The sequence below is a fragment of the Citrobacter sp. MGH106 genome (assembly GCF_001037495.1).
Taxonomy (GTDB): Bacteria; Pseudomonadota; Gammaproteobacteria; order Enterobacterales; family Enterobacteriaceae; genus Citrobacter; species Citrobacter murliniae.
The window spans coordinates 4119664-4134081 of sequence record NZ_KQ089822.1 but is presented as its reverse complement, the minus strand read 5'-3'; the positions used below and the strand labels follow the sequence as shown (position 1 = coordinate 4134081).

Below are 14418 nucleotides of genomic sequence, written 5' to 3'. Positions count from 1 at the left end.
GATATGCTGGTAAGGGGAATAAAAATGACGAATTCGGAGTTGCTGCAATACTGCATGGCAAAAACAGGTGCGGAGCAGAGCGTCCACAGTGACTGGAAAGCCACACAAATTAAAGTCGAAGATGTGCTTTTTGCCATGGTAAAAGAGGTGGAAGGTCGCCCGGCGGTGTCTCTGAAAACCAGCCCTGAACTGGCAGAGTTATTACGTCAGCAGCATAGTGACGTAAGGCCAAGCAGACATCTGAATAAAGCGCACTGGAGCACGGTATATCTGGATGGCTCGTTACCGGATTCTCAGATTTACTATCTGGTCGATGCCTCCTGGCAACAGGCCGTAAACACGCTGCCGGAAGATAAGCGCAAACTGCTGGCGTAAATTTGCCGCTCCCTGATGATTCAGGAAGCGGCATTCGCGCAATTACAGCATGGGTTTGAGGAATCGGGCCGTGTGCGAAGCTTCACACTCGGCAACCGTTTCTGGCGTACCGGAGACGAGGATTTCGCCGCCGCCGCTCCCGCCTTCCGGTCCGAGGTCCACAATCCAGTCCGCGGTTTTAATCACGTCCAGGTTATGCTCAATGACTACGATGGTGTTGCCCTGATCTCTGAGCTGGTGCAGTACGTCCAGTAACTGCTGAATATCTGCAAAATGCAGACCTGTGGTCGGCTCATCCAGAATATACAACGTCTGGCCGGTTCCGCGTTTTGACAGCTCGCGTGCCAGTTTCACGCGCTGCGCCTCACCACCGGAGAGCGTTGTCGCGGACTGACCCAGACGAATGTAGGTCAGACCAACGTCCATCAACGTTTGCAGCTTACGCGCCAGCGCCGGAACGGCATCAAAGAACTCGCGGGCTTCTTCGATCGTCATATCCAGCACTTCGTGGATGGTCTTGCCCTTGTACTTAATCTCCAGCGTTTCACGGTTATAGCGCTTGCCTTTGCACTGGTCGCACGGCACGTAGATATCCGGCAGGAAGTGCATTTCGACTTTGATTACGCCGTCGCCCTGGCAGGCTTCGCAGCGTCCACCGCGCACGTTAAAGCTAAAGCGACCCGGCGTATAGCCGCGCGCGCGTGATTCCGGTACGCCAGCAAACAGTTCGCGCACGGGCGTAAACACGCCAGTATAGGTCGCCGGGTTAGAACGCGGCGTACGACCAATCGGGCTTTGGTCAATATCGATAACTTTGTCGAAATGTTCCAGTCCCTGAATATCGCGATACGGCGCGGGTTCCGCCAGTGTTGCGCCATTAAGCTGGGTCTGGGCAATCGGGAACAGCGTGTCGTTAATCAGCGTCGATTTACCCGAACCGGAAACGCCGGTAATACACGTGAACAGGCCAACTGGCAGCGTCAGGGTGACATCTTTCAGGTTGTTGCCGCGTGCGCCGGTTAACTTCAGCACTTTTTCTGGATCGGCCGCAACGCGCTGTTTCGGCACTTCAATCTTGCGCTTGCCACTCATGTACTGGCCGGTCAGTGACTCAGGTACTGCCATGATGTCGTCCAGCGTTCCTTCCGCGACCACCTGTCCACCGTGGACACCGGCGCCAGGACCGATATCAATAACGTGATCGGCGGCGCGAATAGCGTCTTCATCGTGTTCCACCACTATCACGGTATTACCCAGATTGCGCAGATGGATAAGCGTACCTAACAGGCGTTCGTTATCGCGCTGGTGCAGACCGATGGACGGTTCATCCAGCACGTACATTACGCCCACCAGGCCTGCGCCGATCTGGCTTGCCAGACGGATGCGCTGGGCTTCGCCACCGGAGAGCGTTTCGGCTGAACGGGACAGCGTCAGGTAGTTCAGACCGACGTTAACCAGGAACTTGAGACGGTCGCCAATCTCTTTGAGGATTTTCTCTGCGATCTTCGCCCGCTGGCCCGCGAGCTTGAGATTGTTGAAAAAGTCCATCGCATGGCCGATGCTCATGTCGGAAATGGCGGGCAGCGGTGTGTTCTCAACGAATACATGGCGTGCTTCACGACGTAAACGTGTTCCTTCACAGCTGGCACAAGGCCGGTTGCTGATGAATTTTGCGAGTTCTTCACGTACCGCACTGGATTCCGTCTCTTTATAGCGACGCTCCATATTGTGCAATACGCCTTCGAACGGATGGCGGCGTACCGATGTATCGCCGCGATCGTTCATATATTTGAATTCAATGTTTTCTTTGCCGGAACCGTATAAGACCACTTTGTGAACGGCAGGATTCAGGCTGGCCCATGGCGCTTCCACATCAAACTTGTAGTGTTCCGCCAGCGACTTGAGCATCTGAAAGTAATAGAAGTTACGGCGGTCCCATCCGCGAATAGCCCCGCCTGCCAGCGACAGTTCAGGGTTCTGAATCACCCGATCGGGATCGAAATACTGCTGTACGCCGAGACCGTCACAGGTTGGACACGCACCAGCCGGGTTGTTGAACGAGAACAGGCGTGGTTCCAGTTCGCGCATGCTGTAGCCGCAAATCGGACAGGCAAAGTTGGCGGAGAAGAGCAACTCTTCCGCTTTTGGGTTGTCCATATCGGCAACTATCGCTGTGCCGCCGGAAAGCTCCAGCGCGGTCTCAAAAGATTCCGCCAGACGCTGAGAGAGGTCGTCGCGCACTTTGAAACGATCAATCACCACTTCGATGGTGTGTTTCTTCTGCAACTCCAGCTTAGGTGGATCGGAAAGGTCGCACACCTCACCGTCAATTCGCGCACGGATATAACCCTGGCCTGCCAGGTTTTCCAGCGTTTTGGTGTGCTCACCTTTACGCTCTTTAATTACTGGTGCCAGCAGCATCAGACGCTTGCCTTCCGGCTGCGACAGGACATTATCAACCATCTGGCTAACGGTTTGTGCTGCCAGTGGGACGTCGTGGTCCGGGCAGCGCGGTTCACCGACGCGGGCAAACAGCAGGCGCAGATAGTCGTGAATTTCGGTAATGGTGCCTACCGTGGATCGCGGGTTGTGGGATGTCGATTTTTGTTCAATTGAGATGGCAGGAGACAGCCCCTCAATGTGGTCGACATCCGGTTTTTCCATCAGCGACAGAAACTGACGCGCGTACGCGGAAAGGGATTCAACGTAACGACGCTGCCCTTCGGCATATAACGTGTCGAAAGCAAGCGAGGATTTGCCTGAGCCCGAAAGCCCGGTGACGACAATCAGCTTGTCGCGCGGGATGACGAGGTTGATGTTTTTGAGATTATGGGTGCGGGCGCCCCGAACTTCGATCTTATCCATTCATCTTTCCCGGATTAAACGCTTTTTTGCCTGGCTGCATGGTGCTACCGGCGATCACAAACGGTTAATTATGACACAACCTAACCTGAATGGATATACAGTATTGGAATGCAAAACGCAGGTGTCTGTGCAACAATGTCTGGCTGAGGTTGTTTACTGGAATCGACCTCCCAACGTAGTAAAAGCGCTATTGGAAATGCTACAATCCCGCGCTTACACTTATTAAGAAACGTTTTTCAGGAGACACGATCATGGCCAGCAGAGGCGTAAACAAGGTGATTCTCGTCGGTAATCTGGGCCAGGACCCGGAAGTACGCTATATGCCGAATGGTGGCGCAGTTGCCAACATTACGCTGGCTACTTCCGAATCCTGGCGTGATAAAGCGACCGGTGAGATGAAAGAGCAGACTGAATGGCACCGCGTTGTGCTGTTTGGCAAACTGGCAGAAGTTGCCAGCGAATATCTGCGTAAAGGTTCTCAGGTCTACATCGAAGGTCAGCTGCGTACCCGCAAATGGACCGATCAGTCTGGCGTAGAAAAGTACACCACTGAAGTGGTTGTAAACGTAGGCGGTACCATGCAAATGCTGGGTGGCCGTCAGGGTGGTGGCGCTCCTGCTGGTGGTAACGCGGGTGGTGGTCAGCAGGGTGGTTGGGGTCAGCCTCAACAGCCGCAGGGTGGCAATCAGTTTAGCGGCGGTGCTCAGTCTCGTCCGCAGCAGTCAGCTCCGGCAGCACCGTCTAACGAACCGCCGATGGACTTTGACGACGACATCCCGTTCTAAGCATTCTGCTAAAAAGGCCCGTAAAGGGCCTTTTTTGTTTCGGGAAACGTAAAATGTCCGGCTCGATTGCATCCCAAATCTCTGCCCTTGAAAGTATTACACCACCACGCACATCGGCCTTCCTGATATTGGCTCCGGGTGGATCTCTGCTTCCACGCTAAACACTCTTTTTAGCATTTCCGGCTGCATTACCGCTTCTGGTGTTCCCTGCGCCGTCACGCGACCATTTGCCAGCACGACGAGGTGATCGCAATAGCGGCTCGCCTGATTCAGATCGTGCAGTACCGTCACTACCGTTTTTCCCTGCGCCTTGAGCTCGTCCATCAACCGCATTAGTTCGACCTGATGATTAATATCCAGCCAGGTCGTCGGCTCATCAAGCAACACGACAGGAGTGTCCTGCGCCAGCATCATGGCCAGAAATGCTCGCTGGCGCTGACCGCCAGACAGCTCGGTTAAACGTCTGTCTGCCAGAGCATGCATCTGCGTTTTCTCCATTGCAACGTTGACCCGGGAATGATCTCCGATAGAAAGTCGTCCCCATAAGGAAAGCCAGGGGCTGCGACCGTAACTCACCAACTCCCGGACGGTGATCCCCTCAGGAGTAAGGTGATGTTGGGGTAGCAGCGCCAGACGTTGGGCTAACTGGCGTGATGACAGGGTGTCAATTGGCTGGTCGTCGAGCATCACGGTACCCGATGTTGGGATGAGCAGACGCGAAAAGCAGTTCAACAGTGTTGATTTTCCGCAGCCGTTTGGTCCCAGTAGTGCGGTAATTTTCCCTGACGGCAGTGCGAGCGTAAGTCCGTCCAGAACCTGGCGAGTACCATAGTTGACGGTCAGATTTTCGGTATGTAATTTCATTTAACGCATTCTCACAAGCAGCCAGACAAAACATGGTGCGCCGATGATGGCTGTCAGTATCCCTGCCGGAAGCTCCAGCGGGGGATGGATAATTCGCGCCAGCAGATCGGCGACCAGCAACAGCAAAGCGCCAGTTAGCGCGGAAACTGGCAGCAGCCAGCGATGGCGACCGCCGGTCATTTTGCGCACCATGTGTGGCACCACCAGACCAATAAAACTGATTGGTCCACAAACGGCTACTCCGGTTGCGGCCATCGCCACCGCCAGCATTAGCCCGCAAAATTTTACGCGCGGAACGGCCACGCCAAGCGTCGCCGCGCGCGCATCGCCCAGTGCCAGCAGGTCGAGGTCGCGGCAAAAACGCAGGCTAAGGGGAAGAAATACCGCCAGCAATGGCACCGCGATTTTTACAAACGTCCAGTCGCGCCCCCACAAACTTCCGGTGAGCCACAACAAAGCACTGTTTACATCTTGCGGATGTGAAAGCATCAGGTAATCCGTCATGCTCGCCCAGCAGGCGGAAAGCGCCACGCCTGTTAACGCCAGCCGCATTGGCTGCGTGGTATCGGCCAGTATGCGTAGCAGCAACAACGCTGCAATACCGCCGCCAAATGCCAGTAGCGGCAGAAAAATTGCTGGCAGCGAGGGCAGTAGCAGCAATCCACTCACTGCCGCAAGACTGGCCGCATGGTTGACGCCGAGAATGTCCGGTGAGGCCAGCGGGTTGCGTACAATGCCTTGTACCAGCACGCCAGAAACCGCTAACGCGGCACCAACGAATATCGCCAGAATCAGTCTTGGTAGACGGTATTCCATCAACACGTAATAGTGTGTGCTGTCGGGACGCCAGTCAGTCAGCAGTGCTCGCCAGGGAACAGGGATCATCCCCATCTGTAGCGACAGCGAGGCGAATACCAGCAGAGCCAGCGCAATCAACATCACCAGGGAGGTTCTCATCCGCGCCTCCTGACCAGCCAGACAAAACACGGTGCGCCGATGAGCGCCAGCACTGCACCGGCAGGTAAATCACCAGGAAAGGCCAGGGCGCGGGCCAAAACGTCAGCCAGCAGCATGAACGTAGCACCCAACAACATGCTCATAGGCAGAACCTTGCGCTGATCGTACCCAATCCAGAATCGTGCCAGATGTGGCATCAGCAGACCGACAAATGCCACGGGGCCCGCCACGCTGACGCAGGCACCGACTAACGCCAGTACCAGAATATTGATGGTAAATCGCAATTTCGGCAGATTTACTCCCAACGTGTGGGCGGTACTATCCCCTATATTCAGCAAGTTAAGCTGGGTTGCCAGCAGCAGGATCGCCGGCGCTGCTATCGCCACAATCGGGAACAGATGCCAGAAATCCTGCCAGCGAACATGTGACACACCGCCAGCCAGCCAGTAAAAAATGCCCCAGGTATGATCTTCAGCCAGCAGTAGCGTGATCCGGGTGAATGCCATACAAAAGGCGGAAAGCGCGATCCCGGCGAGGATCAGCCGGTTTCGCTCCTGTGTATGACGAAAACCGCCTCCGGCGATCATGACCAGCATCCAACTTATACCACCACCACAGGTTGCGACGATGGCAAGTGGATATCCTGCCACTGGCGTGGGATTGAGGGCGCTGGTGAGCGCCATTGCCAGTGCGGCACCGCTGTTGATACTGAGCAGGGAAGGCGAGGCCAGTGGGTTATGGGTCAGGGTTTGCAGTAGCGATCCGGCTAGCGCCAGGCTTGCTCCCACCAGAATCGCGACCAGGCTTCTGGGTAAGCGGAGATTGTGGACCAGCGTTTGCGGGAGCGTCAGCGTATGGCCGGGGATCAACGCGCCTAAAGCATCCATACCGGAAACAGGGATGGCTGAGTAGCAAAACAGACTCAGCCAGAAAATAGCGATAAGCGCCGCAGCGGGAATACCCCACAACAGTGCTGGATGTTTAGGGTAAGTCATTTCATATCGTCAACTGACTGGTGCTGAAAGACCTTTACCGTATCGCTGGCAATGCGCTCGGCAGCAAAAATGCCGCGCATTCTGGCCCAGGTATTACTGTCAACGGCGGCAATTTGCTGTTTTTTCACCGCATCAAGCATTTGCCACAATGAGTCCTGTTGCCAGCGTTTAACGATACTTTCCTCGCGATAGTGTGCCACTAACAGCCATGACGGATTGATCGCCAGGAGTTGTTCAAGGCCTATCGAGGGGATGGGCGCACCCGCGATTGCTGGGGGGACGTTCAGGCCAAGAGCCGTTAATACGCCCCCGGTATAGGTCTCGCTGGAGTGCAGATTGAACTGCTGTTCGCGAGAGGTTCCAAATACCACGCTGGCCCCTTGCGGGAGAAGTTCGGCCCATTGAGCCATCTTCTGGCGATGTTGTTCCAGTCGTGCGGTCATCTGCTCTTTTTTACCGACAATATTCCCGATAATTGCGGCTGATTGCAGATTTTCTGCGTAGGTTTCGTTGCGGGATTTAAGCAACAGAACCGGGGCGATCTGCTGTAATGCACTATAGATGCCCGCGTGGCGGTGGCTGTCGGCAATAATCAGGTCTGGCTTCAGGGCGCTGATAGCCTCCAGACTTGGCTGGGCGCGCGTACCGACAGATTGCCAGGGTTTTAGATGCGCGCGAACCTCCGGAAGAATGCGGCCCGCATCACCATCATCGGCAATCCCCACCGGACTTATCTCCACCGCGGCCAGCGCATCGGCAAACGACAGTTCCAGCACCACAATCCGCTGTGGTGTTTTGTCGAGTGTAAAAGAGCCATGTTCATCCTGAACCGTGGCGGCAAAGGTGTGGCTGGCTACCAGCATCAGACCTGCAAATAGAAAACGAAAACATGCCAACATATGTACTCCCGGAGCCGGATAGCGCAGTGTTTTCTGGCCTGCATTGGTGTACCTGCAGGCCAGATGAGTGTTTATACCCGTCATTCTTCAAGCTGGTTGGGTGTTGGCTGCCCTTACTCACCCCAGTCACTTACTTGTGTAAGCTCCAGGGGCTTCGCTCTGTTGCCGCCTACAAGCAACTCGAATTATTTGGGGTATACGTCGCTGTCGGAAAAAGAACCCTTATCAGAACTTCAGCGAGCCTTGCAGGTACAGCGTGCGGGGCTGTCCGGTGTAGATACCTTTGTTGTTATCGTCATACGAGCGGGTGTAGTACTCATGGTCGAAAATGTTCTTCACACCGAATGCCAGATTCAGGTCTGCCATCTGTGGGCCGAAGTCATACGCCACGCGAGCTCCCCACAGCATATAGCCGGGGATCCGTCCGGTGCTGCCGTCTGCGCTCTCTTTCTCAGTGTTTGCATTATCTGCAAACTGGCTGGACTGGAAATCGCTGTTCAGGTTGAAGGTCCAGCTACCCGGCTTGTAATCCACACCGAGCGTGCCTTTATGTTTCGGCGAGAAAGGAACCTGGTTGCCGTAGGTATCGCCTTTTTCACGAATTTCGGCGTTTACATAGGCGTAGTTTGCATAGATGGATACGTTATCGAACGTGGGCGTCAGGCTGCCGAGATCGTAACGAGCCTGAGTTTCCAGGCCGGTATGGCGCGTTTTGCCGCGTGCGGTAACGGTGTCATTGGTTTGGTTAGAGTCGTACTGATTATTAAAGTTAATCAGGAACAACCCCATTTCCGCCGTTAACGCTCCGCCGTCGTATCGGGTTCCGAGCTCCCAGGTTCGCGCTTTTTCCGGTTCCACGTTGCCGCTTTCCACAGCCTTGCCAATTTGGCTGTACTGTACGGTGCCGAATGAGCCTTCTGTGTTGGCATAGAGATTCCAGCTGTCTGTAAGATGATAGAGAACGTTCAATGCCGGAAGCGGAGCGTTATAGCTCACTTCCTGATGTGTTTTTTTGATGTTGTTGTTCTGATACGACTCGATATGCTCAAAACGCATACCTGGCGTAATGGTCCAGTTGCCGATATCAATTCTGTCATCCAGATACCAGGCATGCGCTTCAGTACCGGAGCGGGTATCACGATCGTGTGGGCTGGATGTTGAAGGTAACTGCCCGCTCGCTGCTGCGCTGAAATAGCGCATCTCATGCGTTGATTCGTTGACATAGCGATAACCTACACCGACTTCATGCGCGGAAGAGCCGATCATAAAGCTCTGGCTGTAGCGTGGTTCAATGCCGCGAACCCAGTAGTAACGTGGCGAAAGCGTGAGGTTTTTTCCCTGATCCAGAAAACCGCTACGCAGGGTTTGTGTATAAAAGCCCTGGATATTGAATTTATGTTGGCTGTCCGGCTGGAACTGGTACCCGAGGCTGGCCAGTTTTCTGCGGCCCCAGAAGCGATCATATGGACGGGTGGATTGCCAGCGGTCGGCGTCATAGTCGGCGCGAGACAGTCCACCAGGCATGTCGGCTTCACCATCGTAGTATTGCAAAAGACTATTGAATGAGTGGGCTTCGTTCGGCGAATATTTGCTTTTTAGCATGATATCGTCGATACGGGTGGCGCTGTGTTCACGCCAGTCACTACCACGGGTGCCGGAATAGAGCAGAGCAGAGCCGAAGCCGTTATCTGCCGTGCCGCCAATCATCAGATTGTGCGTTTCTTTCGGATTATTTTGTGATGAGGTTGGACTCAGTTGCCCCTCCGTCCCGGCTTCAATACCGAAGTCTTGTGGGATCGCGCGGGTGACGAAGTTCACTACGCCGCCGACACTTTGCGGTCCATAGCGCACCGCGCCGCCGCCGCGAACCACATCAATGGCATCCATATTGCCCAGAGAGACCGGTGCTAGCGAGAGTTGTGGTTGACCGTAGGGGGCAAACGGAACGGGGATGCCGTCCATAAGCACCGTTGAACGGCTTGCCAGGCGTGGGTTGAGGCCGCGAATGCCGAAGTTCATTGCCAGATCGTGGCTGCCGGTACCGTTATTTTCTGGGGCGTTGACGCCAGGAATACGGTTAAGCGCTTCGCGCATTGTCGTTGCACCGGTTTTGATAAAATCATCGCGGCGGATAACGTCACGTGCTCCGGCATGTTCAAAGACGTCGTTTTCACGGGCATCGCCCAGCCAGTCGCCGACCACAGTCAATGAGTCTTCAGTCGCAACGGGGGCGGGTTCCAGCGTCCAGGTGTTATCTCCGAGCGATTTCTCCTGCAGGCCACTGCCTTTTAATAGCGCATGCAGACCCTCGTCGAGATTAAAGTCCCCTTGCAGACCATCGCTGTGTTTGCCGCGCGTCAGCGAGGCATCAACCGACAGAATAATACCGCTGCGCGTAGCGTACTGGTTCAGCGCTTTGTCTAAATCCCCTGCGGCAATATTAAATTGTGTCGCGATTGCAGGGAGCGAAGCAAGCCCGGCGAGCGGGAGCAGGCTTAAACGAATCCACATCCCCAGAGATGCTGTGTTATGAAAGGCCATCACGTCTCCATCATATTATTTTGTATTTTCATTAATGAAGTCGAACGACCAGAGGAAAAGGGACAATAGAAATGATAATTTTTTTCGTTATCGTTTAACTGATGGGGCTGAGAGTGACCCAATAGCGGGTAACAAACTGAATTTTAACGGGGAGTGTTTTGGCTATCGCATTCAGCACTGCATCAGTATTTTCTAATGGAAAAGTTCCTGTCAGACGTAATCCGGCGATGGCAGGATCGCAGCGCAGAATGCCGGGGCGATAGCGAGAGAGGGTGGTAATAACGTCTTCCAGTGGTTTGTCGCTGAAGCTGAGCACGCCTTGCGTCCAACTCGCTGATTCGTTATTAAGCGGCTGTACATGACCAAATTGTGATGCGCTGAAAACCAGCATTTCACCCTGCTGGATCACCCGTATTTGGTGGGGCTCGCTGGCAAGACGCACTTCAACCGCATGCTGATGGACGCTAAGATGCGTTTCATCGCTCAGTTGGGTAACAGTAAATTCTGTACCCAGTGCGGTGAGTTGCCCCTGACGCGTCTGTACACGGAAGGGGCGCTGTAGATCATCTTTCCCGGTGGTAATTGCAATTTCACCGTACCACAGGCGTACCAGGCGTTGCTGATCGTCAAATTTTACGTTTACTGCGCTGTCGGTATTCAGTGAAAGTAGAGTGCCATCTTGCAGTTTTTGTCGCTGGATTTGCCCTTTCGCGGTCCGGTAATCCGCGCGTAACCCTTCCCCTGTTTCTGAGTGCCAGAGCGACCAGCCGCTTCCTGCACAGGCGAGGATCAGCAAGCCTTTCAGTACATGGCGACGAGTCAGGCGGGTATCATTCAACGTCCGACTGGCAAGGTTTCCTGGTACGCTGTTCATCTGGCAACGCAGATTTTCAACCTGCTGCCATGCCCACTGGTGATCTCTGTCCTGTTCATACCATTGTTGCCAGCGGGCTTCCTGCTGAGGGCTGACACGTTCACCGGTCAATACAGCGTACCAGTGAGAGGCTGAACGTAATGCCTGGCGACGGGAATCGGTAAGTGTTGTTTTCACAGGTCGTGCTCCAGACGGAACAGCAGGCAGTGCTCAGTGGCTTTAGCGACGTACTTTTTCACCGAGCTTACCGATACGCTCAGTCGCTGCGCGATATCGCTATAAGTAAGACCATCGAGTTGAGAAAGCAGGAAGGCATATCTGGCTTTGGTGCTCAGTCCGTCCAGCATCTGGTCAACAAGTTGTAACGTTTCAAGATGAGACTGCTTTTCTTCTGCAGAAGGTGCCAGCGCTTCGGGTAACTGTGCGAGCATCTCCAGATACGCTCTTTCCAGTGCATTACGGCGGAACAGGTCGATCATTACCCGCTTAGCGATGGTGCATAAAAATGATTTTGGATCGCGAATGGCGGCGAGTGACTCACCATTGATAACACGTAGAAAAGTATCCTGAGCGACATCATCGGCATCGAATGCTGATTGTAATTTTCGCGTCAGCCAGTGGGTTAACCAACCGTGATGCGCACGGTACAACGATTCAAACGAGAGAGGGGCGCACTGAGCAGGATTAGACATGGCCGATAGTTTCAACAGTTAATCATCACGGCGGCATGTTAATATGAGAATGGTTATCATTTCAATGTTGGCGGAGGAATTTGTACATGAGAGAGAATAATTGACTGATTTTGTGGGTAATAAAAAGCCTCCATGCAGGAGGCTCATTGGGGTCAGGTCAGTACCATCGGCCAGTCTGGTGGTGTATGGCTCATTACTTCCACCATTACAGATTCGATGTTCTTCCAGATAGCAGAGACATCCACCAGAGTGATACCAAGTAATCCGGTCGCAAACCAGCAGGCAAAAACAACCCCTAAACCGCTGCTGATGACAGCCAGACCAATATAATCTGATTTACGAAACCGAATATTGAGCATACTGGCTAAAAACATGAGCACCGCGCTGAGCAGTTGCCACCGCAGAAGAGCCACGCCAGTTGTTATTGTTGCCATGAAAAATGTCCTCAGAAAATCTGATGCCCAGGACAGCGCGGGGGGATTCACAGGGGGTGTGGCTCTCTGGCTATCGACGGGCATTTACATGAATGAAACGTTGTTTCTGTTACATGATTTTTGTGAACTATATCACATATGCTCGTTTGTTCACCAGTGTTGAACGCTATTTTTGTCGGCTTATAGCCATGCTAAAATTGTGGTTATATTGAGAGCGAGCAGATAATAAAGTATTCACAATATAAGATGCATTCATACTGCCTGTTATCTTTATCCTAAATTAATCTTTAAATTTTTTAATGTGTTTTTTTTATGCAGCCAGTATTACGCCCATAAAACATTACGACTTCTGGATAATGTTGTTCCTGAATAAGCTAAACTCTAAGTTTGGCTTACGGAAAAATAATATCATCATCAACTAATATCAGACTTTTACATAGAGAAGTCTGTTGCTAATACTGATAGATTCATGCAACTTAGCTAGCTGGTGTTTATAGCATCCTGCCTTGATGGGTACTGGCATATACGATACAGGGAAATAGGGCTGACATGACTCACAGTGCGCGACGCAAGACGCTGAGGCTACTCGGAACGTTCATGGTGGTAATGCTCCCCGTGGTACTGGCGTTATGGTTTGCTCACTTGAGGGCAATGTCCGAAACCCGCAATCAACTCCGCTCTTTTGCTCAACTGGTGTTAAATAAAACGGAACTGGTGATCCAGCAGGCTGATTTAGCTCGCGATATGGCCCAACTGTATCAAGGGAAGATGTGTACCCCTGAACATCAGAAAAGCATGCTGAATATTATTCGCGGTCGCTTATATATCAGTGAGCTAATTTATGCGCAGGCTGATCGTTTTTTGTGCTCTACATCGTTAGTACCCCCTGCCTCGTATATTATGCCGACCGCTGACTATAAGCGTACACCGGACATCTCCATCTATTACTATCGCGATACGCCTTTTTTCTCCGGCTACAGAATGACGTATATGCAAAGGGGAAACTACGTTGTCGTTATCAATCCATTATCTTACAGCGAGGTAATGTCAGACGATCCAGGTCTGGCCTGGGGAGTATATGATACGGTTACGGATTCCTTCTTCTCTGCAAGTGAAGGGGTAAACGTTGCGCAATTATTGCCGTTGGTGCGCGGCGCAGCCTCTACGTTCCAGCAAGGTAATCGCTTCTATACCATCGTTCGTTCTGAAAAGCGGCCAATTGCGATTATTGTGTCGACGACAGGCGATCGCGTAATTCAAAATTTCTATCATGAAGCTGCGTTAACACTTCCCTTCGGGGCAATTAGCAGCATTCTGATACTGTTAATGTGGTGGCGTACGCGTCAGCAATACTACTCTCCCCGCCGCCTGTTAAAACGCGCGATCAAAAAACGTCAGCTTTGTCTGCATTATCAGCCAATCATTGATATCAAAAATGGTAAATGCGTCGGGGCCGAAGCTTTGCTGCGCTGGCCTGGCGGAAAAGGTGAAGTAATGAGTCCGACAGAATTTATTCCGCTGGCAGAAAAAGAGGGAATGATAGAGAAGATCACGGATTACGTGGTGGAAGAAGTGTTCAACGATCTGGGCTATTTTTTATCGGCGCACCCTCAGCTTTATATCTCAATAAACCTTTCCGCTTCTGATTTTCATTCATCCCGACTGATTGCCTTAATTGCCGATAAAACACGCGAGTATTCGGTGCAAGCGCAGCAGATTAAAGTTGAGGTGACTGAACGCGGATTTATTGATGTGCATAAAATGACCCCGGTCATCCAGGCATTTCGTCAGGCGGGTTATGAAGTCGCGTTTGATGATTTTGGTACGGGGTATTCCAACCTGCATAACCTGTCTTCATTGAATGTTGATATTCTGAAGATCGATAAATCTTTTATCAGTACGCTAGCCACCAATAGCACCAGCCACCTGATTGCGGAACATATCATCGAGATGGCGCAAAGTTTACATCTGAAAACTATTGCAGAAGGTGTAGAAACGTCGGAGCAGATCAAGTGGCTGCTGGAGCGCGGCGTACAGTACTGTCAGGGATGGTACTTCGCGAAGGCGTTGCCGCCACAGGAATTCATGCACTGGCTCCAGCGATCGCCCGCCATACTGTCGCAAAGCGGGCAATAAT

Annotated in this window: 12 protein-coding genes; 3 read left to right on the top strand and 9 right to left on the bottom strand. The window is 52.7% G+C overall.

The features are described from left to right. The first annotated feature begins 24 nt into the window (after positions 1-24). Complete coding sequence (locus SK36_RS19260; protein ID WP_045438566.1) at positions 25-375, top strand: MmcQ/YjbR family DNA-binding protein; 351 nt, start codon at positions 25-27, stop codon at positions 373-375. A gap of 42 nt (positions 376-417) precedes the next feature. Here SK36_RS19260 and uvrA read toward each other — a convergent pair whose 3' ends face one another. Beyond that, positions 418-3240, bottom strand: coding sequence for an excinuclease ABC subunit UvrA (gene uvrA, locus SK36_RS19255; protein WP_045438569.1), 2823 nt, complete (start codon positions 3238-3240; stop codon positions 418-420). A gap of 251 nt (positions 3241-3491) precedes the next feature. Here uvrA and ssb1 point away from each other — a divergent pair, with 251 nt between their 5' ends. Next, a complete protein-coding gene (gene ssb1 / locus SK36_RS19250) occupies positions 3492-4025 on the top strand; it encodes a single-stranded DNA-binding protein SSB1 (protein ID WP_045438572.1) in 534 nt (177 codons plus the stop codon). A 96-nt stretch (positions 4026-4121) separates the two neighbouring features. Here ssb1 and fecE read toward each other — a convergent pair whose 3' ends face one another. From fecE to SK36_RS19210, 8 genes are all read right to left on the bottom strand, one after another. Then, positions 4122-4889 (bottom strand): Fe(3+) dicitrate ABC transporter ATP-binding protein FecE, encoded by a 768-nt coding sequence (fecE, locus tag SK36_RS19245; protein ID WP_048222437.1) that lies wholly within the window; start codon positions 4887-4889, stop codon positions 4122-4124. Then, positions 4890-5846 (bottom strand): Fe(3+) dicitrate ABC transporter permease subunit FecD, encoded by a 957-nt coding sequence (fecD, locus tag SK36_RS19240; protein WP_048222434.1) that lies wholly within the window; start codon positions 5844-5846, stop codon positions 4890-4892. Then, positions 5843-6841 carry an iron-dicitrate ABC transporter permease FecC gene (gene fecC, locus SK36_RS19235; protein WP_048222431.1) on the bottom strand — a complete coding sequence of 333 codons (999 nt, stop codon included), beginning with the start codon at positions 6839-6841 and terminating at the stop codon, positions 5843-5845. Before fecC ends, fecD begins: the two co-directional genes overlap by 4 nt. Next, positions 6838-7740, bottom strand: a complete 903-nt coding sequence (locus SK36_RS19230; RefSeq protein ID WP_048222429.1) for a Fe(3+) dicitrate ABC transporter substrate-binding protein FecB — start codon at positions 7738-7740, stop codon at positions 6838-6840. The genes fecC and SK36_RS19230 overlap by 4 nt, the downstream gene beginning before the upstream one ends. A gap of 225 nt (positions 7741-7965) precedes the next feature. Next, positions 7966-10281 carry a TonB-dependent Fe(3+) dicitrate receptor FecA gene (fecA, locus tag SK36_RS19225; protein WP_048222426.1) on the bottom strand — a complete coding sequence of 772 codons (2316 nt, stop codon included), beginning with the start codon at positions 10279-10281 and terminating at the stop codon, positions 7966-7968. A 94-nt stretch (positions 10282-10375) separates the two neighbouring features. Further along, positions 10376-11332: a ferric citrate uptake sigma factor regulator FecR gene (fecR, locus tag SK36_RS19220; RefSeq protein ID WP_048222423.1), complete on the bottom strand. Its 957-nt coding sequence runs from the start codon at positions 11330-11332 to the stop codon at positions 10376-10378. Continuing rightward, on the bottom strand, positions 11329-11847 hold the full coding sequence (fecI, locus tag SK36_RS19215; protein WP_045438588.1) for a ferric citrate uptake sigma factor FecI: 519 nt from the start codon (positions 11845-11847) through the stop codon (positions 11329-11331). The genes fecR and fecI overlap by 4 nt, the downstream gene beginning before the upstream one ends. A gap of 152 nt (positions 11848-11999) precedes the next feature. Then, positions 12000-12281: a YjcB family protein gene (locus SK36_RS19210; protein WP_048222420.1), complete on the bottom strand. Its 282-nt coding sequence runs from the start codon at positions 12279-12281 to the stop codon at positions 12000-12002. Between the two features lie 549 nt (positions 12282-12830). On the opposite strand from SK36_RS19210, the gene SK36_RS19205 reads away from it, so the two are divergent. Then, positions 12831-14417: an EAL domain-containing protein gene (locus tag SK36_RS19205; protein WP_048222417.1), complete on the top strand. Its 1587-nt coding sequence runs from the start codon at positions 12831-12833 to the stop codon at positions 14415-14417. The last annotated feature ends 1 nt before the right edge of the window (position 14418 follow it).